The sequence below is a fragment of the Erwinia sp. Leaf53 genome (genome assembly GCF_001422605.1).
Taxonomy (GTDB): domain Bacteria; phylum Pseudomonadota; class Gammaproteobacteria; order Enterobacterales; family Enterobacteriaceae; genus Erwinia.
This window is the reverse complement of record NZ_LMLK01000012.1, coordinates 409,823-430,094: the sequence shown is the minus strand read 5'-3', so window position 1 is coordinate 430,094 and position 20,272 is coordinate 409,823. Positions and strand designations below refer to the sequence as shown.

The following is a 20,272-nucleotide window of genomic DNA, read 5'->3' as shown; positions in this document are numbered from 1 at the left end:
CCGATCATGTTTGAAACTACGCTGTTCGTTGCCACCATCGCCACGCTGGGCATGCTCTCCCCCGGCCCCGATTTTTTCCTGGTGGTGAAAAATGCCGCCCGCTATCCGCGCCGCGCCGCGCTGATGACGGCGATGGGCGTTAACTGCGCGGTCGCCACCCATATGGCTTATTGTGTGGCCGGCCTGGCAGTGGTCATCACCACCACGCCGTGGCTGTTTATGCTGCTGAAATATGCCGGTGCAGCGTACCTGATCTGGATCGGTATTCAGGCGCTGCGGGCGCACGGCGGCAGCAGGCTGGATCTGAATAGCGTGGCGCAGGAACCGGTGACGCTGAGTAAAGCCTTCCTGCAGGGCTACCTGTGTAACCTGCTCAACCCGAAGGCGACGCTGTTTTTCCTGTCGGTATTCACCCAGGTGCTCAGCGTCGACTCCGGCGTCGGTGAAAAACTCTGGTACGCCGGCATCATCCTCGGCCTCTCCACGCTGTGGTGGCCGCTGCTGGTGTTTCTGATCCAGAGCGCACCGGTGCGTGCCGGGCTGACCAAGGCCCAGCGCATCATCGACAAACTGCTGGGCGGCGTGCTGATCGCGCTGGGCATCAAGGTGGCGCTCTCCTGAGAGATCCCCCTATAAAAAAACCCCGCTCGGAAGCGGGGTTTTTTACAGCTGTTGTCAGCGATTAACCGGCGATCTGCGCGTGCATTTCCTGCACTGAAATCACCCGGTCAGTCGCGCTGGAGTTCAGCGAGGTGGTGGTGGCGAAGGCACCGTTCAGCGTGGTGTCGTAGTGCACCTTGTACTGCAGGGCACTGCGGCGGATCAGCTTGGAATCCTCAATCGCCTGGCGGCCTGCGGTGGTGTTCACGATGTAGGCGTATTCACCGTTCTTCAGGCGATCCTGAATGTGCGGGCGGCCTTCGTGTACCTTGTTAACCCGGCGTACGACGATACCCGCGGCTTCCAGCACCGCAGCGGTGCCGGCGGTGGCGTCCAGCTCAAAGCCGTAGCTCTGCAGACGCTGTGCCAGCTCAACGATACGCTTCTTATCGCCTTCGCGAACCGACAGCAGCGCGCGGCCGCTCTTCTTCATGTTGCTCTGCGCGCCGAGCATCGCTTTGCAGAAGGCTTCCGCAAAGCTGCGACCGACGCCCATCACTTCACCGGTTGAACGCATTTCCGGGCCGAGGATCGGGTCAACGCCCTGGAACTTGTTAAACGGCAGCACCACTTCCTTCACCGAGTAGTACGGCGGGATAATTTCTTCGGTCACGCCCTGCTCGGCCAGCTTTTTGCCTGCCATCACGCGGGCAGCCACTTTCGCCAGCGGCACGCCGGTGGCCTTGGAGACGAACGGCACGGTACGGGCGGCACGCGGGTTCACCTCAATCAGGTACACCTCGTTATCCTTCACCGCGAACTGCACGTTCATCAGGCCGCGTACGCCCAGCTCGAAGGCCAGTTTCTCGACCTGCTGACGCATGACGTTCTGGATCTCTTCGCTCAGCGTGTAGGCCGGCAGAGAACAGGCGGAGTCACCGGAGTGCACGCCGGCCTGCTCAATGTGTTCCATGATGCCGCCGATCAGCACCTGGTCGCCGTCGCAGATGGCATCAACATCCACTTCCACCGCGTCATCAAGGAAGCGGTCCAGCAGCACCGGCGCATCGTTCGAGACGGACACCGCGGTGTTGAAGTAGCGCTTCAGGTCGATTTCGTCGTAGACGATCTCCATCGCGCGGCCGCCCAGCACGTAGGACGGGCGCACCACCAGCGGATAACCGATGATCGCCGCTTTCTCTACCGCCATATCGATGGCGGTCACCGTGGCGTTAGCCGGCTGTTTCAGGCCCAGGCGATCGACCGCCTGCTGGAAACGCTCGCGGTCTTCGGCACGGTCAATCGAATCCGGGCTGGTACCGATCACCGGTACGCCTGCTGCTTCCAGCGCGCGCGCCAGCTTCAGCGGGGTCTGGCCACCGTACTGCACGATCACGCCTTTCGGCTTCTCGATGCGCACGATTTCCAGCACGTCTTCAAAGGTCACCGGTTCGAAGTAGAGACGGTCAGAGGTGTCGTAGTCGGTTGACACGGTTTCCGGGTTACAGTTGACCATGATGGTTTCGAAGCCGTCTTCACGCAGCGCCAGCGCGGCGTGAACGCAGCAGTAGTCGAACTCAATACCCTGGCCGATACGGTTTGGACCGCCGCCCAGCACCATGATTTTGTCACGATCCTGGCTCGGGTTAGACTCGCACTCTTCTTCATAGGTGGAGTACATGTAAGCGGTATTGGTGGCGAATTCCGCCGCACAGGTGTCCACGCGTTTGTAGACCGGGTGCAGGTTATGCTGCTCGCGCAGCTTGCGGATTTCGGCTTCAGACACGCCGGCCAGCGCCGACAGGCGGGCATCGGCAAAGCCTTTACGTTTCAGGTTACGCAGGAAGTCGTAGTTCAGGCCGTTAACGCCCTCTTTCGCCACCTGCTGCTCCAGCTGCACCAGCTCTTCAATCTGCACCAGGAACCAGCGGTCAACGTTGGTCAGCGCGAAGATATCCTCCACGCTCAGGCCGGCACGGAAGGCGTCCGCGATGTACCAGATACGGTCTGAGCCGGCATCTTTCAGCTCGCGACGGATGGTGGTCAACGCTTCCGGGTCGTTAAGGTCGACTTTCGGGTCGAAACCGGTCGCGCCCACTTCCAGGCCACGCAGCGCTTTCTGCATCGATTCCTGCAGGGTGCGGCCAATCGCCATCACTTCACCGACCGACTTCATCTGGGTAGTCAGACGGTCATTAGCACCGGCGAACTTTTCAAAGTTGAAGCGTGGAATTTTAGTGACCACGTAGTCGATAGAGGGTTCAAACGAAGCCGGGGTCAGGCCACCGGTGATATCGTTGGTCAGTTCGTCGAGGGTGAAGCCTACTGCCAGCTTGGCGGCGATTTTAGCAATCGGGAAGCCGGTTGCTTTTGAGGCCAGCGCCGACGAGCGCGACACGCGCGGGTTCATCTCGATAACGATCAGACGGCCGTTCTCCGGATTCACCGAGAACTGAACGTTAGAGCCGCCGGTCTCCACGCCGATTTCACGCAGTACCGCCAGCGAGGCGTTACGCATGATCTGGTACTCTTTGTCGGTCAGCGTCTGGGCTGGCGCTACGGTAATCGAGTCACCGGTGTGGATGCCCATGGCATCGAAGTTTTCAATCGAGCAGACGATGATGCAGTTGTCGTTTTTATCACGCACCACTTCCATCTCGTACTCTTTCCAGCCAATCAGCGACTCGTCAATCAGCAGCTCGTTGGTTGGCGACAGATCCAGACCGCGTTCGCAGATCTCTTCGAACTCTTCACGGTTGTAAGCGATACCGCCGCCGGTGCCGCCCATGGTGAAGGAGGGACGGATGATGCACGGGAAGCCGACGTCAGCGGCAACCGCCAGCGCTTCTTCCATGGTGTGTGCGATACCGGAACGCGCGGTGTCCAGACCGATCTTCTTCATCGCCACGTCAAAGCGGCGACGGTCTTCGGCTTTATCAATCGCGTCGGCGGTGGCGCCGATCATGGTGACGCCGAACTCGGCCAGCACGCCCTGACGTTCCAGCTCCAGCGCACAGTTCAGCGCGGTCTGGCCGCCCATGGTCGGCAGAACCGCGTCCGGACGCTCTTTTTCGATGATCTTACGCACCACTTCCCAGTTGATAGGCTCGATGTAGGTGGCATCGGCCATTTCCGGGTCGGTCATGATGGTGGCCGGGTTAGAGTTCACCAGGATAACGCGGTAACCCTCTTCACGCAGGGCTTTACACGCCTGGGCGCCGGAGTAGTCAAATTCACAGGCCTGGCCGATAACGATCGGGCCAGCACCGAGGATCAGGATACTTTTTATGTCTGTACGTTTTGGCATTTTTTCGCTCCTGATTTATTTCGCGGCAGAACGGTAAGCGTTAATCAGTTCGATAAAGTGATCGAACAGCGGTGCAGCATCGTGCGGGCCAGGGCTGGCTTCAGGGTGCCCCTGGAAGCTGAACGCCGCTTTATCGGTGCGGTGAATACCCTGTACCGTGTGGTCAAACAGTGAGGTATGGGTCACGCGCAGGTTAGCCGGCAGGTTGCTGTCATCAACGGCAAAACCGTGGTTCTGCGCGGTGATCATCACGGTGTTGTTGTCGTGATCTTTCACCGGGTGGTTGCCGCCGTGGTGGCCGAGCTTCATCTTCACCGTTTTAGCTCCGCTGGCCAGCGCCAGCAGCTGGTGGCCGAGGCAGATGCCGAACACCGGGATGTCGGTTGCCAGCAGACGGGTGATGGCGTTAATCGCGTAGTCACACGGCTCCGGGTCGCCCGGTCCGTTTGAGAGGAACACGCCGTCCGGATTCAGGGCCAGCACCTCTTCTGCAGAGGTCTGCGCCGGCACTACGGTCAGGCGGCAGCCGCGATCCACCAGCATGCGCAGGATGTTGCGCTTCACGCCGTAGTCATAGGCCACCACGTGGAACGGCAGCTCCGCAGCGGTTTTCGCCGCCGGCAGTTCATCTTCCAGCGTCCAGCTGCCCTGTGCCCATTGATAGGCATCCGGGGTGGTGACTTCTTTTGCCAGGTCCATGCCTTTCAGGCCCGGGAAGGCTTTAGCCTTTTCCAGCGCCACCGCGGCGTCCAGCGCGTCACCGGCGATGATGCAACCGTTCTGTGCCCCTTTTTCGCGCAGCAGACGGGTCAGCTTACGCGTATCGATATCGGCAATAGCGACAATGTTGTGGCGAACCAGATACTCAGACAGCCCTTCTTCATTACGGTAGTTGCTGGCAATCAGTGGTAAATCACGAATAACCAGGCCCGCGGCATGTACCTGAGTGGATTCTGCATCAGCGGCGTTAGTGCCGACATTGCCGATATGGGGATAAGTAAGAGTAACGATCTGGCGGGAATAGGAAGGATCAGTGAGGATTTCTTGATAACCGGTCATTGAAGTGTTGAAAACAACTTCTCCCACTGCCGATCCGGTTGCCCCGATGGCCCGACCGTGGAATTGGGTTCCGTCTTCCAGAACCAAGAGCGCTGACTTAATCAAAACATCCTCCAGGGAATAAACAGTCACAATATCTGCATATTAATTCAGGATTGACCCTAAAATCAACGTCAAAACTGCCTGAATGCTCAGTTTTTGGCAAATTGCGCGCATTCTAATGATAGCCCCGCCTAATGTCTACCCTGAGAGCCACTTTTTCTTATTTTTTTAACTCACTGAACGGAAAATCAGTAGATTGGCGATAAAAAGGGAACATATCCTGGTGATAAAACCGTTTGCCTGACGGCTTACGCATAAAAACAGAGGGAAAAGTGTGAAAAACCAGACCAAATGGTCAAAATTATTATCTTTGGCGACCATTAAAATCAATAAAAAGCAAATTTCAGACCCCTGAAACAAAATCAACAGCAAAGGTCTTTTTTTTACAAAATAAAAAGGGCAATAAAAATTATTGCCCATTCAATCATAACCTTATGATTGTAATAACCACATCACGATGGTGCACAACACTTACAAACCTTCCAGATTAAGCACGCTTCTCATATCAAAAAGACCTGATTTATGCGAACTCAACCAACCAGCCGCACGAACCGCACCATTAGCGAAGGTCATCCGGCTTGAAGCCTTGTGGGTAATCTCTACCCGCTCACCGATATCCGCAAACATCGCGGTATGCTCACCGACGATATCGCCGGCGCGCACGGTGGCAAATCCGATAGTCTGCGCCTTGCGCTCGCCGGTAATGCCTTCACGGGCGTAAACCGCGTGCTCGTTCAGGTTCCAGTCCATCGCATCGGCAATCGCCTCACCCATCGCCAGCGCGGTGCCGGACGGCGCATCCACTTTATGACGGTGGTGGGCTTCAATAATTTCGATATCCGCGTAGTCGCCCATCACTTTGGCGGCTTTTTCCAGCAGCTTCAGTACCAGGTTAACGCCGACGCTAAAGTTAGCGGCAAACACGATGCCAATCTCTGCCGACGCGGCCTTAATCGCCGCCTTGCCCGCCTCATCAAAGCCGGTGGTACCAATCACCATCGCTTTGCCATGCTGGCGGCAAAAGGCCAGGTACTCCAGGCTGACTTCCGGGCGGGTAAAATCGATCAGCACGTCGAAGTCATTTACCACCGCGTTCAGGCTGTCGCTGATTTTCACCCCCAGCGTACCGCTGCCCGCCAGTTCACCGGCATCAGCCCCCACCAGCGATGACCCGGCACGCACCACGGCGGCCCCCAGACGAGCGCCTTCGGCCTGTACAGTGGCCTGAATCAGCTGACGTCCCATACGCCCGGCGGCTCCCACCACGGCGATACGGATTTCTGCGTTACTCATAATTATTCCCAGTCTTATTTCAATGCATGCAAAGCGCACACAGATTAACCACGCGTTAACTACTGTGCCACAATTAAAAGTGGATGATTAGAATTTTACGCCAGCGCGCAATCATTATCAGTAAAACGAATTTTTGTAAGGATTCAGGGAAGATGGCAGTGGCAATGCATCCCTCGCGATGCAACTGGATGCCAGGGTTCAGCTGCAAGTGCAAAGGCCAGGGGCGTAGCGGCAGGTTCAGTGGTCTGGGTCGGCCGTTGGTGACAGAACGCCGGGACGCCGTAAATACATCCGTGTAGGCTCGGACGGAGCATCCGTGCGCCGTACGCCCGGCTAACCTGTTCGCCAACGTCCTCCCTTCTTGCATTTGTGTGGCTGTTCTAAGGGCGTAGCTTCTCGTTCTGATGCCGGGTTCGGCCGTTGCATCGCTTTCTTAAAACCTAAATACGGTGAATGCTGAATGCTGAATGCTGAATGCTGAATGCTGAATGCTGAATGCTGAATGCTGAATGCTGAATGCTGAATGCTGAATGCTGAATGCTGAGGATTTTAGAGCAGCAACACAAATGATCAACGGCAATCGGGGTTATCCGGGTTAGCGGACCGTCGGCGCGCAGGGACGCGCGCCGCCGAGCGCACACGGACGTGTTCATAGCGTGTCCGCGATCCGGATAACCCCGATAAGCCAGGCACCTGCACCCACAGCGACCCGGCCACAAAGCCATTCCCCCGATAAGCCAGGCACCCGAACCCGAAGCGACCCGGCCCAAAAGCCATTCCCCGACAAACCAGACTCCTGAACCCGAAGCGACCCTGCCCAAAAGCCATGCACCGATAAGCCAGGCCCCCGAACCCGAAGCGACAAAGCCCCAAAAAAGAAAAAGGCAGCGTTGCCGCTGCCTGTATTTGTTCGGATGGTGCTAACCGGATGCTTTTACTCGACCTGACGCACGTCGACGCGCAGCTCTTTCGGTACTTCGAATACGATGTTCTCTTCGCGGCCGATCAGCTCAATCGCTTCCACGCCGCCCAGCTCGTTCAGACGCTGGATCACCTGCTGCACCAGCACGTCCGGTGCTGAAGCCCCGGCGGTGACGCCCACGCACTTCGCACCCCTGACCCACTCCTCCTGAATATCTTCAGCGGAGTCGATCAGCCGCGCCAGCTTACCGGCACGCTGTGCCAGCTCCGCCAGACGGTTAGAGTTAGAGGAGTTCTTCGAACCGACCACCAGCACCACGTCGGCATCCTTCGCCAGCACCCGCACCGCTTCCTGACGGTTGGTGGTGGCGTAACAGATATCGTCCTTACGTGGCCCGACAATCTTCGGGAAACGGGCGCGCAGAGCGTCGATCACCTCGTAGGTGTCGTCCACCGACAGCGTGGTCTGCGTCATAAAGCACAGGTTATTCTCATCCTTAACCTGCAGCTTCCACACGTCAGCCGGCTGCTCCACCAGATACATCCCCCCTTTCGGGTTATTGTACTGGCCCATGGTGCCCTCCACCTCCGGATGCCCGGCGTGACCGATCAGGATCGCTTCGGTCCCCTTACGGCTGGCGCGCGCCACCTCCATATGCACCTTGGTCACCAGCGGACAGGTGGCATCAAACAGCATGGTCAGATCGCGGGACCTGGCTTCGGCCCGTACCGCCTGCGACACGCCGTGTGCCGAAAAGATCAGGATCGAGCCGTCCGGTACTTCGCTAATCTCTTCGATAAAGATCGCCCCGCGCTCGCGCAGGCTGTTCACCACATAGCGGTTATGCACCACTTCATGGCGCACGTAGATCGGTGCGCCATACATCTCCAGCGCACGCTCCACGATGCTGATGGCACGATCGACCCCGGCGCAGAATCCGCGCGGGTTAGCCAGCATGATCTGCATGGGTGCCCTCCAGTACCGGATCGATCTCCAGCACTTCTATATCAAAGTGAATGGTCTGCCCGGCCAGCGGATGGTTGAAATCCACGGTGATGGAATCACCGGAGATTTCACGGATCACGCCCGGCATCTCGTTGCCATCCATGCCGCTGAACAGCATGATTGCACCGATCTCCGGTTCGCCGGCCTGGACAAAATCACGGCGCGAAAAATACTGGATCAGATCGGGGCTGATACCGCCAAACGCGTCCTCAGGCGGGAGTGCGAAGGCGTGCTTATCGCCCACCTTCATCCCCACCAGCTGGCTTTCCAGCCCGTCAGACAGGCTACCGTCGCCGAGGCGAAACAGCGCCGGTTTGCCGTTACTGCGCGTTGACTCTGCGGTCGAGCCATCCGCCAGCTTTAAGGTGAAATGCACCAGCACCGCGCTATCGCGCTGTACAGAATCGGTCATGCCTTACCCTTTGCTCTTCGCCGTTTTGCTGGCTGGGCTGATAAACCCCTCCAGCACGATTAATGCTGCACCAATACAGATAGCGCAGTCGGCAATGTTAAAGGTGGCAAAATGCCAGTCACCGACGTAAAAGTCGATAAAGTCCACCACAAAGCCATGATATGAGCGGTCAAACAGGTTGCCCGCCGCCCCGCCCACGATCAGCGCGTAGGCGATGTTGTTCAGCTTCTTGCTCGCCGGGCTGCGGTACATCATCACCAGCAGCACCACCACGATGGCAATGGCGATGCCGGCGAAGAACCAGCGCTGCCAGCCGCCGTGATCGGCAAGGAAACTGAATGCCGCACCGTAGTTGTGCGCATAGAAGAAGTTAAAGAACGGCATCACCGGCATCGACTCATGCAGCATCAGGGTATCCATAATCCACTGCTTGCTGCCGAGATCGATAACGATGACCAACAGCGCCAGCCACAGCCAGCGCAATCCGGTTGAGAGTACAGGTCGGCTCATTTATGCAAACTTACGTTGTTCGCCGCTGCCCGCGACGTTGGTGACACAGCGGCCACAGATATCGGCATGTTCAGCGTTCTGACCGATATCGGTGGTGTAATGCCAGCAGCGCGGACACTTGTCGCCTGCGGCTTTATGCAGACCAATTTTCAGGCCTTTAACCGTCTCACTCTGCTGAGCTTCAGCCGGCGCCTGCGCCAGTTCAGCTACCAGCGCACCCGAGGTCAGCAGCACAAAGCGCAGCTCGTCACCGAGGCTGTTCAGCTTCGCGGCCAGCTCCGCGTCGGCATACAGCGTGACGCTGGCTTCCAGCGCGCCGCCGATCTGTTTGTCGGCACGCGCCTGCTCCAGAACCTTGTTGACTTCGCCGCGCACCTTCAGCAGTTCGTCCCAGTAAGCATCGTTCATCGGCTCGCTGGCGTCCAGCGCGAACAGGCCGTCGAACCACTCTTCGGTAAACACGTACTGGCTGCGTTTGCCCGGCAGGTAGCCCCAGATTTCGTCAGCGGTGAAGGACATGATCGGTGCCATCCAGCGCACCAGCGCTTCAACGATATACCACAGCGCGCTCTGGCAGCTGCGACGCGCCAGGCCATCGGCCTTAGCGGTGTACTGACGGTCTTTAATCACGTCCAGATAGAAGGACCCCATCTCTACCGAGCAGAACTGCATCAGGCGCTGTACCACTTCGTGGAAATCATAGGCCTCGTAGGACGCCACGATATCCTGCTGCGCGGCCAGCGCGCGGCCCACCGCCCAGCGATCGACTACCACCATCTCTTCTGGTTTCACCAGGTCCGTTTCCGGATTAAAGCCGGCCAGGTTAGCCAGCAGGAAACGCGCGGTGTTACGGATACGGCGGTAGCTGTCGGCGGAGCGTTTGAGGATCTCGTCCGACACGGCGATCTCGCCGGAGTAGTCGGTGGATGCCACCCACAGGCGCAGAATGTCAGCACCCAGCTTGTTCATCACGTCCTGCGGCGACACGGTATTGCCGAGCGACTTGGACATTTTGCGGCCCTGACCATCGACGGTGAAACCGTGGGTCAGCACCTGGCGGTAAGGCGCTTTGCCTTTCATCGCCGTACCGATCATCAGTGAGGACATAAACCAGCCGCGGTGCTGATCGGAACCTTCCAGATACATATCCGGCGTATGCCCGCCAAACTCAGGACGCGCGTCCACCACCGAGAAGCTGGTAGAACCGGAGTCAAACCACACGTCCAGCGTATCCGGCACCTTAACGTAATGATCGGCGTCATCGCCCATCAGGTCGCGCGGGTCGAGATCCCACCACGCCTGAATGCCGTCCTGCTCAACGCGCTGGGCCACTTTCTCCATCAGCTCCAGGCTGTCCGGGTGCAGCTCTTCGCTCTCTTTGTGAACGAACAGAGCCATTGGCACGCCCCAGGTACGCTGGCGCGAGATACACCAGTCCGGGCGGTTGGCAACCATCGACTCAATACGCGCCTGGCCCCAGTCCGGGATCCACTGCACGCCTTTGATCTCTTTCAGCGACTGCGCACGCAGGCCCTTTTGATCCATGCTGATAAACCACTGCGGGGTGGCACGGAAGATGATCGGGGTTTTGTGACGCCAGCAGTGCGGATAGCTGTGGTGCAGTTTCTCAACGTGCAGCAGCGCGCCTTTTTCACGCAGCAGCTCAACGATCATATCGTTGGCTTTAAAGACGTTAACGCCATCCAGCGTCGGATAGGTACCCGGCAGATAGCTGCCGTCCGGGCCGACCGGGTTGGCCACTTCAATGCCGTATTTCTGGCCGATCACGTAGTCGTCCGGGCCGTGGCCTGGCGCGGTATGCACCGCACCGGTACCGGCATCCAGCGTGACGTGTTCGCCGAGTACCACCGGGGAGACGATCTGCTCCAGGAACGGGTGCTGGAAGCCCTGCAGCTCCAGCGCCGCGCCTTTGGCTTCGCCCAGCACCGTCCACTCGCTGACGCCGGCGCGCTTGAGTACGCTCTCCACCAGGTCTTTGGCGAGGATCAGCGCACGGCCGTCAATCTGCACCAGCTGGTAGTCAAATTCCGGGTGCAGGGAGATGGCGCGGTTCGCCGGCATGGTCCATGGGGTGGTGGTCCAGATCACCAGCGATACCGGGCCTGCGGCATCCGCCACGCCAAATTTCGCCAGCACCGCGGCTTTGTCCACGGCGTTAAACGCCACGTCGATCGACGGTGAAGTTTTGTCGTAATACTCAACTTCGGCTTCCGCCAGCGCAGAGCGGCAGTCGAGGCACCAGTGCACCGGCTTAGCGCCTTTATGCAGGTGGCCATTACCGATGATTTTACCCAGCGCACGGATGATGTTGGCTTCGGTTTTGAAGTTCATCGTCAGGTACGGGCGATCCCAGTCACCCAGCACGCCGAGGCGGATAAAGTCGGCTTTCTGCCCTTCCACCTGCTCGGCGGCGTATTTACGGCAGGCGGCGCGGAATTCGGCCGGGGTGACTTTCTCACCCGGTTTGCCGATCGTCTGCTCCACTTTGTGCTCAATCGGCAGGCCGTGGCAGTCCCAGCCTGGGACGTACGGCGAGTCATAGCCCGCCATGCCTTTCGACTTAACGATAATGTCTTTCAGAATCTTGTTAACCGAGTGACCAATATGAATGCTGCCGTTCGCGTACGGAGGGCCATCATGCAGGATAAAGGTTTTTTTCCCTTTTTTGGCTTCGCGGATGATGCCGTACAGCTTGTCATCATACCAACGTTGCAGCATTCCCGGTTCGCGTTTGGCCAGATCGCCACGCATCGGGAACCCCGTTTCCGGCAAGTTCAGGGTAGATTTATAGTCACTCATCAGATTCTCGATTCCGTATTTCGGTTCTTTAAACCGGTGTTTGCAGCCCAAAAAAAGTTCGGGCAGTCACCACATCGTTAGCAATTTGCTCTTTCAGCGCGTCAAGCGAGGCAAAACGCTGCTCATTACGTATTTTTTTGCGCAGCACCACTTCAATGTGGCGCCCGTAAAGATCGGCCGTTACGTCCAGAAGATGCACTTCCAGCTGCTGGCGGATACCGGCCACCGTCGGCCGGGTACCAATATTGGCCACGCCGGGCAGCGGGCGGCCGCCAAGGCCACGGACTTCAACGGCATACACCCCTTTCACCGGGGAGACTGAACGCCGCATCGGCAGGTTGGCGGTGGGGAAACCGATAGTACGCCCCAGCGCATCACCGTGCACCACGCGGCCAGAAATGCTGAAGGGGTGCCCCAGCAGCGCACTGGCCTGTGGCAGGTCGTCTTCCGCCAGCGCCTGACGCACGGCGGTGCTGCTGATGCGTTGCCCGTTGTCGCAAAAGGTCTGGGTGCTGATGACACTGAAGCCATATTCGGCACCAGCCCTCTGTAATAACAGGAAATCCCCCTGGCGACCAGCGCCAAAACGGAAATCATCCCCCACCACCAGAAACTGCACGCCGAGTTTCCCGACCAGCAGGTCGGAGACAAAACTCTCGGCGGTGTTGGCAGCAAAGCGGTGGTCAAAACGCACGCACAGCACGATGTCGACGCCGGCCTGCTCAAGGTAGCAGAGTTTTTCCCGTAGACGGGTCAGGCGGGCGGGCGCACTGCCTGGCGCAAACAACTCCAGCGGCTGGGGTTCGAACAGCATGACCATCACCGGCAGGTTGCGTTGCTTCCCTTCTTCGCTCAGACGCGCCAGCAGCGCCTGATGCCCGCGGTGCACGCCGTCAAAATTACCGATGGCCAGCACGCAGCCGCGATGGTGTTCTCTCAGATTGTGTATGCCGCGGATAAACTTCATGGCTGGCTCAAATTTGTGGAAATCGGCGGATTATACCTTGTACAGCCCGTAAGGTTAACCCGCGAATGCGCGCTTTCGCGCTTTCTTGCTGCCATTTACTGCCGCAGGTCGCTGACCGGGCAGGGGATGTGATTTTTATTGTGAATAAGCTGTATTCGCCTGGACGAAGCTGGTAGAATCTTGCGCCATCGAAACGTAATGAAGTGCCATCGTTCCATCGGCGCTTATTTGCACAAATCCATTGACAACCAAAGGCGAAAAGGGCATATTCCTCGGCCTTTGAATTGTCCTCATAGAACTATTTGGGAGTTGTACCTTGGCTAATATCAAATCAGCTAAGAAACGCGCCGTAACGTCTGAGAAGCGTCGTAAGCACAACGCTAGCCGTCGTTCAATGATGCGTACCTTTGTTAAGAAAGTATACGCTGCTATCGCTTCTGGCGACAAAGCTGCGGCGCAGAATGCATTCAATGAAATGCAACCAATTGTGGACCGTCAGGCAGCTAAAGGCCTGATCCACAAAAACAAAGCTGCACGCCATAAAGCAAACCTGGCTGCACAGATCAGCAAACTGGCTTAATGCCTGCTTGTTAGTCGAGCTTTGATAAAGAAACCGCCCTTACGGCGGTTTTTTTATTTTCTGGGTTTGCTGCCGTTTGCTGCACTGCGGTCATGCTGCGTTAAAGGCCGCCTCAAAATGTTCACCTGCCCTCAGTAAAGTGCGCTTTTTCGGCGGCCTTTGCCCGCTACACTGCCTCCGGCAGCCTGTCTGAAAAAAGATAATCCGTTGCTGTTTCTTTTAGTTAAGCCTTGCACAGACCGTCTGTTGTCAGCACGGCCTGTCTGTCACTCACTTAGCGCAGCTTCACCCGCAGCAGCAGATACCCCACTACCGCCGACACCACCGATCCGGTCAGAATACCGATCTTAGCCAGCGTCACCAGCTCCTCGTGCGCCGCATCAAAGGCCAGCGAAGCGATGAAGATCGACATGGTAAAGCCAATCCCACACAGCACGCCGACCGCGGCGATATCGATCATGCGGGTTTTTTCCGGCAGTGCTGCCAGCTTCAGCTTCACCGCCAGCCAGCAGATCAGCGTAATGCCCAGCGGCTTGCCGATAAACAGACCGAGCACGATGCCCAGCGGCACCGCCGAGAACAGCCCACCCGCCGGTACGCCAGCCAGCGAGACGCCAGCGTTGGCAAAGGCGAACAGCGGCAGGATCAGCCAGCTGACCCACGGCTGCAGGCCGTGCGCCAGCTCAACCGCCGGTGACGGGCCGTCCGGGTTCTTCAACGGAATAAAGAAACCAACGACCACCCCGGCCAGCGTAGCGTGCACCCCCGACTTCAGCACCGCCACCCACAGCACCATTCCCACCAGCAGATAGAGCGACGTCTTGCGCACGCCGCACAGGTTAAGCAGCGCCAGCGCCACGATGGCGGCAGCGGCAACGCCGAGCGAGGCCAGCGACAGGTTGCTGGTGTAGAAGAAGGCAATAATTACGATGGCGCCGAGATCGTCGATCACCGCCAGCGCCATCAGGAAGATCTTCAGCTGCACCGGCACCCGGCTACCGAGCAGCGCCAGAATCCCCAGTGCAAAGGCGATATCGGTAGCGGTGGGGATCGCCCAGCCGTGGATCGCCAGCCCGTCGGCGTGGTTAAACGCCGCGTAGATCAGCGCCGGGGCCAGCATCCCGCCCAGTGCGGCGATCAGCGGGAACACCGCCCGCTGGCGGCTGTTCAGCGAGCCGGTGATCAGCTCGCGTTTGACTTCCAGACCAATCAGCAGGAAGAACAGCGCCATCAGCGCATCGTTAATCCACAGCAGCAGGTCCTTATTGATGTCGAGGCTGCCAAAGCGGAACTGCACCGGGGTGGCCAGGAGCGCCTGATAGGCGTCGCGGGTGCCATCGTGGTTAGCCAGAAACATGGCGATCGCCGCCGCGATAATCAGTACGACGCCACCGGTCGCATCATTGTTAAACAGTTTTTTTAGCATGCTTTTCAATTCCAGGCTCCGCTGAATGTGACAAGAGTTGTCAGAATGGCGTCTAGCATACGTCTTTAACGCGCGGGGAAAAACGGCTTTTACCGGCATTTACCGGCTTCCAGAAACCAGCGAAGTGAGCGCGCGCGCCACGGGGGCCAGTAACACCGGTAAAAAGAACGGGGATGACCGTTCAGAGGGTCAGAAAAGAAGGGAAGCTTTTAAGGGCTTAAGGCTGACAAAGCATACTTAATCTGCACGGCGAATAAGGGCGGCGCGGAAAACAAAAAAGCGGAGGATTTCCCCTCCGCTTTTAGCGTTGACCGTTTACAGGCGCGGTTAGCGCGTCAGGTCGTCAAAGAACTTCTTCACGCCGTCAAAGAAGCTTTTTGAACGCGGGCTGTTGTTGTGCTCGCCGCTCGGCCCGCCAAAACTCTCTTCCAGCTCGCGCAGCAGCGCTTTCTGCTTGTCATTAAGGCTGACCGGGGTTTCCACCACCACGCGGCACAGCAGGTCGCCCTGCGCGCCACCACGGACGGATTTAACGCCCTTGCCGCGCATGCGGAACAGTTTGCCGGTCTGGGTTTCCGCCGGCACCTTCAGCTTCACCCGGCCATCGAGGGTCGGCACTTCAATTTCGCCGCCGAGCGCCGCCATCACAAAGTTGATCGGCACTTCGCAGTAGAGGTTGTTCTCTTCACGTTCGAAGATATGGTGCTTGCGCACCTGCACCTGAACGTAGAGATCGCCCGCCGGCGCGCCCTGCTCGCCGGCTTCACCTTCACCGGTAAGGCGAATGCGGTCGCCGGTGTCCACGCCCGCCGGAATTTTCACCGACAGGGTTTTAGATTTCTCTACCCGGCCGTGGCCGCGGCAGGCGTTGCACGGATCTTTAATGATCGAGCCGCGCCCCTGGCAGGTCGGGCACGCCTGCTGCACGGTAAAGAAGCCCTGGCGCATCTGCACCTGGCCGGCACCGTGACAGGTGGAACAGGTTTGTGGCTTGGTTCCCACCTTCGCCCCGCTGCCGTGGCAGACGTCACACTCTTCCAGCGTAGGGATACGGATCTCTTTGGTCACGCCGCGTACCGCTTCTTCCAGCGACAGCTCCATGTTGTAGCGTAAATCAGCACCGCGCGCGGCGCGCTGCTGACGGCGGCCTCCGCCGAAGATATCGCCGAATACGTCGCCAAAGATATCACTGAAGTCTGCGCCGCCGCCGCCAAAGCCGCCGTGACCGCCGCCCATACCGCCCTGCTCGAAGGCCGCGTGACCGTACTGATCGTAGGCCGCACGCTTCTGCGCATCGGTCAGAATTTCGTAGGCTTCTTTAATCTCTTTAAACTTGCCTTCGGCTTCTTTATCGCCCTGGTTACGGTCCGGGTGATACTTCATCGCCAGGCGCTTATAGGCCTTTTTGATCTCACGCTCTTCCGCTGATTTGGAAACGCCTAAAATCTCGTAATAATCTTGCTTCGCCATGGTAATTTTCAGCCCTTAACATGCGTGCACGGGCGAGGAGATCTCTCCACGCCCGTGCTGGTTAAATCCGCCACTACGATACATCATGCTTCAGGCTGCCTCTGCGTTGGCTGCTCTCGCTAACCCCAGTCACACAGATCTCTGTGCTGCCGGGGATTCACGCGTTTACCGCCTTGATGCACCCAGGGTAGCCCCCACGAAGGGACCTGAATGGTTGTATGTATCAGTAGTGACGAGCCCGCTCAAGGGCGATTATTTTTTGTCTTTAACTTCTTCGAATTCGGCGTCAACCACGTCGTCATCTTTCTTCGTTGCGTCGGTGGCGTCAGCTGCACCGCCGGCGGCCTGCTGCTGCTGAGCGAACTCCATCAGCTTGCCGGACACTTCCATCAGCGCCTGAATCTTAGCTTCGATTTCCGCTTTGTCTTCGCCTTTCAGCGCGGTGTTCAGCTCGGCCAGCGCCGCTTCGATCGGTGCTTTGTCTTCTGCTGGCAGTTTATCGCCGGCTTCGTCCAGCTGCTTACGGGTGCTGTGCGCAGCCTGATCACCCTGGTTACGGGTCTGCACCAGCTCTTCAAACTTGCGGTCAGATTCTGCGTTCGCTTCCGCGTCACGCACCATTTTTGCGATCTCTTCTTCGTTCAGACCGGAAGAGGCCTTGATGGTGATCTTCTGCTCTTTACCGCTGTTTTTGTCCTTGGCAGACACGTGCAGGATACCGTCGGCATCGATATCGAAGGTCACTTCGATCTGCGGCATGCCGCGCGGCGCTGACTGAATACCGTCGAGGTTAAACTGACCCAGCGATTTGTTATCCGCCGCACGTTTACGCTCGCCCTGCACCACATGGATGGTCACCGCAGACTGGTTGTCTTCTGCCGTTGAGAACACCTGGCTGTGTTTAGTCGGAATAGTGGTGTTCTTGGTGATCAGCGAGGTCATCACGCCGCCCATGGTTTCAATACCCAGCGACAGCGGGGTAACGTCCAGCAGCAGAACGTCTTTGACTTCACCGGCCAGCACGCCACCCTGCACCGCAGCACCTACGGCGACGGCTTCGTCCGGGTTAACGTCTTTACGCGGCTCTTTACCGAAGAACTCGGCCACTTTCGCCTGCACCATTGGCATACGAGTCTGACCACCGACCAGGATCACGTCGTTGATGTCAGAAACCGACAGGCCGGCATCCTGCAGCGCAACTTTCAGCGGATCGATAGAGCGCGCGACCAGGTCTTCTACCAGTGATTCCAGTTTCGCACGGGTCACTTTGATGTTCAGGTGCTTAGGACCGGTGGCATCTGCAGTGATGTACGGCAGGTTAACGTCGGTCTGCTGCGCAGAAGAGAGCTCGATTTTCGCTTTCTCTGCCGCTTCTTTCAGACGCTGCATTGCCAGCGGGTCGTTGTGCAGATCGATGCCCTGATCTTTCTTAAATTCAGCCACGAGGTAGTTGATCATACGGCTGTCGAAGTCTTCACCACCCAGGTGGGTATCACCGTTGGTTGCCAGTACTTCGAAGGTTTTTTCGCCGTCAACTTCGTCGATTTCGATAATGGAGATATCGAAAGTACCGCCGCCCAGGTCATATACCGCGATGGTGCGGTTGCCCTGGCCTTTGTCCAGACCGTAAGCCAGCGCGGCGGCGGTCGGTTCGTTGATGATACGTTTTACTTCCAGACCCGCGATACGGCCGGCGTCTTTGGTTGCCTGGCGCTGCGCATCGTTGAAGTAGGCCGGAACGGTAATTACCGCTTCAGTTACCGGCTCACCCAGGTAATCTTCTGCCGTTTTCTTCATTTTTTTCAGCACTTCGGCTGAAATCTGTGGCGGCGCCACGCGCTGGCCTTTCACGTCCAGCCAGGCATCGCCGTTGTCGGCACCGACGATTTTGAACGGCATGATTTTGATATCACGCTGTACTTCTTCGTCCTGGAAGCGACGGCCAATCAGGCGCTTGATCGCAAACAGGGTGTTCTGCGGGTTAGTCACCGCCTGACGTTTAGCAGGCTGACCGACCAGCGTTTCACCGTCCTGGGTATACGCGATGATCGATGGCGTGGTGCGATCGCCTTCGGCGTTCTCCAGCACACGCGCTTTACCGCCATCCATAATAGCCACACAAGAGTTGGTGGTGCCCAGGTCAATACCAATAATCTTACCCATCTAAACGTCTCCCACTTAAATTTGTTTCAAATCAGGTTATGAACCTTAAATGCGGGCGTTTCCGGCAGTTTCAACTGCGCGCCCTGCGCTTTTTTTCCAGGTTCCTCGCCTCGGATGCCAGATAAGATGGGGCCGAGTGCCCCGGCATCAAGGGGGATGACGAAAAAAATTTCACTTTCGCTATAAAAAAACCCGCTGCGCGGCGGCGGAGCGGGTTTTCAGGAGATGGCGATGCCTTTTAGCGGGCGTCGGCCTGCTTCAGTGACGTACGCTGGCCCGCGTCCCGCAGCAGCCAGCAACCGAGCAGCAGCCCGATCGCCGCCAGCCCGACCACATAATAAGCCGGTGCCATCGGCGTCCACTTCATCAGCAGGGTGATGGTGACCGGCGTCAGGCCGCCAAAAATCGCGTAGGAGAGATTATACGAGAAGGAGAAGCCGGTAAAACGCACCTCGGCCGGGAACGCCCCGACCATCACGAACGGCACCACCCCCACCACGCCCACGCACAGGCCGGCGATGGCATAGGCCACCATCAGCTGCTCCGGCGCCAGCGCCGCTACCTGGAAAAACGACCAGCAGGAGATCGCCAGCAGCAGGCTACCGACAATCAGCACCACCGCCGCACCGAACCTGTCCACCAGCGCCCCGGCGACGATACAGCCGATAATCAGCATCACGGTCGCCACGCTGTTAGCCTGCAGCGCCGCCGTGGCCGGAATGCCGTGCACCTTCTGCAGCAGGGTCGGTGCCATCAGCAGCACCACCATAATACAGGCCGATAGCATCCAGGTGAGCAGCATCGACAGCACCACGCTGCCCTTATGATCGCGCAGCACGGTTTTCAGCGGCAGCCCGGCGGCCAGCGCCTTGCGCTGCTGCATGGCGGTAAACACCGGGGTTTCATGCAGCCAGCGGCGCAGATACATCGCCCCAAGGCCAAAAATGCCGCCCAGCAGGAACGGAATGCGCCAGCCGCCGTCGAGGATCGCCTGCGGGGTCAGCGTGCTGGTCAGCAGCGTGGCGACCAGCGATCCCAGCAGAATACCGAAGGTCAGCCCGGCGGTCAGCGTGCCGCAGGCAAAACCGACGCGCTTTTGCGGCACGTGCTCGGCGACAAACACCCAGGCACCCGGTACCTCACCGCCGATCGCCGCCCCCTGCAGCACGCGCAGCAGCAACAGCGCCACCGGTGCGGCAATACCAATGGTGGCGTAGGTCGGCATCAGCCCCATCGCCAGCGTCGGCAGCGCCATCATCAGAATACTCAGGCTGAACATTTTCTTGCGGCCGCGGCTGTCGCCGAAGTGCGCCATAATCAGCCCACCCAGCGGCCGCGCCAGATAGCCGGCGGCAAAGATCGCAAAGGTCTGCAGCTGGCGCAGCCACTCGGGAATATCCGCCGGGAAGAACAGCTGGCCGATGGTGGCGGCAAAGAAGACGAAGATGATGAAGTCGTAGAACTCCAGCGCACCACCGAGGGCGGCCAGAGATAACGTTTTATAGTCCTGCCCGGTAAGGCGATGCGCGGTTTCGGATGCCATTGCTGATAAGTCCAGTGTCAGATGAAATTCATATAGTCCGTTGTGTAAAGCTAAACGTACTATATCGTCAATTTACTGACACACCATTGCAAG

14 protein-coding genes are annotated in these 20,272 nt (G+C 58.2%); 2 read left to right on the top strand and 12 right to left on the bottom strand.

Annotated features, from left to right (window positions below; genetic code table 11):
- Positions 1–6: 6 nt before the first annotated feature.
- Positions 7–621 carry a LysE family translocator gene (locus tag ASF13_RS10710; protein ID WP_056235912.1) on the top strand — a complete coding sequence of 205 codons (615 nt, stop codon included), beginning with the start codon at positions 7–9 and terminating at the stop codon, positions 619–621.
- Between the two features lie 61 nt (positions 622–682).
- Here ASF13_RS10710 and carB read toward each other — a convergent pair whose 3' ends face one another.
- From carB to ribF, 8 genes are all read right to left on the bottom strand, one after another.
- Positions 683–3,907 (bottom strand): carbamoyl-phosphate synthase large subunit, encoded by a 3,225-nt coding sequence (carB, locus tag ASF13_RS10705; protein ID WP_056235909.1) that lies wholly within the window; start codon positions 3,905–3,907, stop codon positions 683–685.
- 15 nt (positions 3,908–3,922) lie between these two features.
- On the bottom strand, positions 3,923–5,071 hold the full coding sequence (gene carA, locus ASF13_RS10700; protein ID WP_369814372.1) for a glutamine-hydrolyzing carbamoyl-phosphate synthase small subunit: 1,149 nt from the start codon (positions 5,069–5,071) through the stop codon (positions 3,923–3,925).
- Between the two features lie 468 nt (positions 5,072–5,539).
- Positions 5,540–6,361, bottom strand: coding sequence for a 4-hydroxy-tetrahydrodipicolinate reductase (dapB, locus tag ASF13_RS10695; protein WP_056235903.1), 822 nt, complete (start codon positions 6,359–6,361; stop codon positions 5,540–5,542).
- A gap of 934 nt (positions 6,362–7,295) precedes the next feature.
- Positions 7,296–8,249, bottom strand: a complete 954-nt coding sequence (ispH, locus tag ASF13_RS10690; protein ID WP_056235901.1) for a 4-hydroxy-3-methylbut-2-enyl diphosphate reductase — start codon at positions 8,247–8,249, stop codon at positions 7,296–7,298.
- On the bottom strand, positions 8,230–8,700 hold the full coding sequence (gene fkpB, locus ASF13_RS10685; RefSeq protein WP_056235899.1) for an FKBP-type peptidyl-prolyl cis-trans isomerase: 471 nt from the start codon (positions 8,698–8,700) through the stop codon (positions 8,230–8,232). The genes ispH and fkpB overlap by 20 nt, the downstream gene beginning before the upstream one ends.
- A gap of 3 nt (positions 8,701–8,703) precedes the next feature.
- Complete coding sequence (lspA, locus tag ASF13_RS10680) at positions 8,704–9,210, bottom strand: signal peptidase II (RefSeq protein WP_056235896.1); 507 nt, start codon at positions 9,208–9,210, stop codon at positions 8,704–8,706.
- Positions 9,211–12,030, bottom strand: coding sequence for an isoleucine--tRNA ligase (gene ileS, locus ASF13_RS10675; RefSeq protein ID WP_056235893.1), 2,820 nt, complete (start codon positions 12,028–12,030; stop codon positions 9,211–9,213).
- A 28-nt stretch (positions 12,031–12,058) separates the two neighbouring features.
- A complete protein-coding gene (gene ribF, locus ASF13_RS10670; protein WP_056235891.1) occupies positions 12,059–12,997 on the bottom strand; it encodes a bifunctional riboflavin kinase/FAD synthetase in 939 nt (312 codons plus the stop codon).
- Between the two features lie 316 nt (positions 12,998–13,313).
- Here ribF and rpsT point away from each other — a divergent pair, with 316 nt between their 5' ends.
- Positions 13,314–13,577 (top strand): 30S ribosomal protein S20, encoded by a 264-nt coding sequence (gene rpsT / locus ASF13_RS10665; protein WP_056235887.1) that lies wholly within the window; start codon positions 13,314–13,316, stop codon positions 13,575–13,577.
- Positions 13,578–13,851: 274 nt separating this feature from the next.
- On the opposite strand, the gene nhaA is transcribed toward rpsT, so the two are convergent.
- The 4 genes from nhaA to ASF13_RS10645 all read right to left on the bottom strand — a co-directional run bounded on the left by nhaA (position 13,852) and on the right by ASF13_RS10645 (position 20,179).
- The gene (gene nhaA / locus ASF13_RS10660; RefSeq protein ID WP_200929782.1) at positions 13,852–15,012 is read right to left on the bottom strand and encodes a Na+/H+ antiporter NhaA; all 1,161 of its coding nucleotides are present in this window, start codon (positions 15,010–15,012) and stop codon (positions 13,852–13,854) included.
- A gap of 318 nt (positions 15,013–15,330) precedes the next feature.
- Positions 15,331–16,473, bottom strand: coding sequence for a molecular chaperone DnaJ (gene dnaJ / locus ASF13_RS10655; RefSeq protein ID WP_056235881.1), 1,143 nt, complete (start codon positions 16,471–16,473; stop codon positions 15,331–15,333).
- Between the two features lie 252 nt (positions 16,474–16,725).
- Complete coding sequence (gene dnaK / locus ASF13_RS10650; RefSeq protein WP_056235878.1) at positions 16,726–18,636, bottom strand: molecular chaperone DnaK; 1,911 nt, start codon at positions 18,634–18,636, stop codon at positions 16,726–16,728.
- 238 nt (positions 18,637–18,874) lie between these two features.
- Entirely contained in the window at positions 18,875–20,179 is a 1,305-nt protein-coding gene (locus ASF13_RS10645; RefSeq protein ID WP_056235876.1) for an MFS transporter, read from the bottom strand.
- Positions 20,180–20,272: the final 93 nt, after the last annotated feature.

Coding starts and splice junctions, on each gene's coding strand:
- ASF13_RS10710 (WP_056235912.1), top strand. CDS start 7: ATGTTTGAAACTACGCTGTTCGTTGCCACCATCGCCACGCTGGGCATG.
- carB (WP_056235909.1), bottom strand. CDS start 3,907: ATGCCAAAACGTACAGACATAAAAAGTATCCTGATCCTCGGTGCTGGC.
- dapB (WP_056235903.1), bottom strand. CDS start 6,361: ATGAGTAACGCAGAAATCCGTATCGCCGTGGTGGGAGCCGCCGGGCGT.
- ispH (WP_056235901.1), bottom strand. CDS start 8,249: ATGCAGATCATGCTGGCTAACCCGCGCGGATTCTGCGCCGGGGTCGAT.
- fkpB (WP_056235899.1), bottom strand. CDS start 8,700: ATGACCGATTCTGTACAGCGCGATAGCGCGGTGCTGGTGCATTTCACC.
- lspA (WP_056235896.1), bottom strand. CDS start 9,210: ATGAGCCGACCTGTACTCTCAACCGGATTGCGCTGGCTGTGGCTGGCG.
- ileS (WP_056235893.1), bottom strand. CDS start 12,030: ATGAGTGACTATAAATCTACCCTGAACTTGCCGGAAACGGGGTTCCCG.
- ribF (WP_056235891.1), bottom strand. CDS start 12,997: ATGAAGTTTATCCGCGGCATACACAATCTGAGAGAACACCATCGCGGC.
- dnaJ (WP_056235881.1), bottom strand. CDS start 16,473: ATGGCGAAGCAAGATTATTACGAGATTTTAGGCGTTTCCAAATCAGCG.
- dnaK (WP_056235878.1), bottom strand. CDS start 18,636: ATGGGTAAGATTATTGGTATTGACCTGGGCACCACCAACTCTTGTGTG.
- ASF13_RS10645 (WP_056235876.1), bottom strand. CDS start 20,179: ATGGCATCCGAAACCGCGCATCGCCTTACCGGGCAGGACTATAAAACG.